An 866-nucleotide genomic window follows, 5' to 3' on the forward strand; every position below is an offset into this window, starting at 1 on the left:
AACGACCGCTACAACCTGACGCTGTCGCGCTACTTCGACCTCGGGCGCTTTCGCAACCTGAGCCTGTCGCTGTCGGCGTACCGCAACCAGTACAACGGTCGCAAGGACGACGGGGGTTACCTGTCGCTGTCGCTGCCGTGGGGCGAGCGCGCGACGCTGAGCTACAACGCCACGGCCAGCCGCGGCGACAACAGCCAGCGGGTGAGCTACTACGACCGGATTGACGAGCGCAGCAACTACCAGCTGAGCGCCGGGTACGCGCGCCGCGGGGCCAACGCCAGCGGTTACTACACCCGGGAGGGGGATATCGCGCGGCTGAGCGCCAACGCCAGCTACCAGGAGGGGAGCTACAGCGCGCTGGGGCTGAGTGCCCAGGGCGGGGCGACGCTGACCGCCGAGGGCGGCGCGCTGCACCGCAGCGGCATGGCGGGCGGCACGCGGATGCTGATTGACACCCAGGGGGTGGCGGACGTGCCGGTGCGCGGCTACGGGCGCACCAGCCGCACCAACGCCTGGGGCAAGGCGGTGATTGGCGACGTGAACAGCTATTACCGCAACAAGGCCAGCATTGACCTGAACCAGCTGGGCGACAACGCCGAGGCCATCAAATCGGTGGTGCAGGCGACGCTGACCGAGGGGGCCATCGGCTACCGGCAGTTTGACGTCATCGCGGGGGCCAAGGCGATGGCGGTGATTAAGCTGGCGGACGGCAGCGAGCCGCCGTTCGGCGCCACGGTGCTGAACGACCGCAAACAGGAGACCGGCATCGTCAACGACGGCGGCAGCGTCTACCTGAGCGGCATCAACGCCGGCGAGGCGATGACGGTGCGCTGGGGCGGGGCGGCGCAGTGTGAAGTGCGCATGCC

Annotated in this window: 1 protein-coding gene; it reads left to right on the forward strand. The window is 69.1% G+C overall.

What is annotated here, in order from left to right:
• The coding region (locus AC6BYQ_RS28435; protein WP_498057922.1) for a fimbria/pilus outer membrane usher protein at positions 1-866 on the forward strand (866 nt) is incomplete at both ends.

The sequence above is a fragment of the Serratia sp. LTN-2 genome, assembly GCF_059740205.1.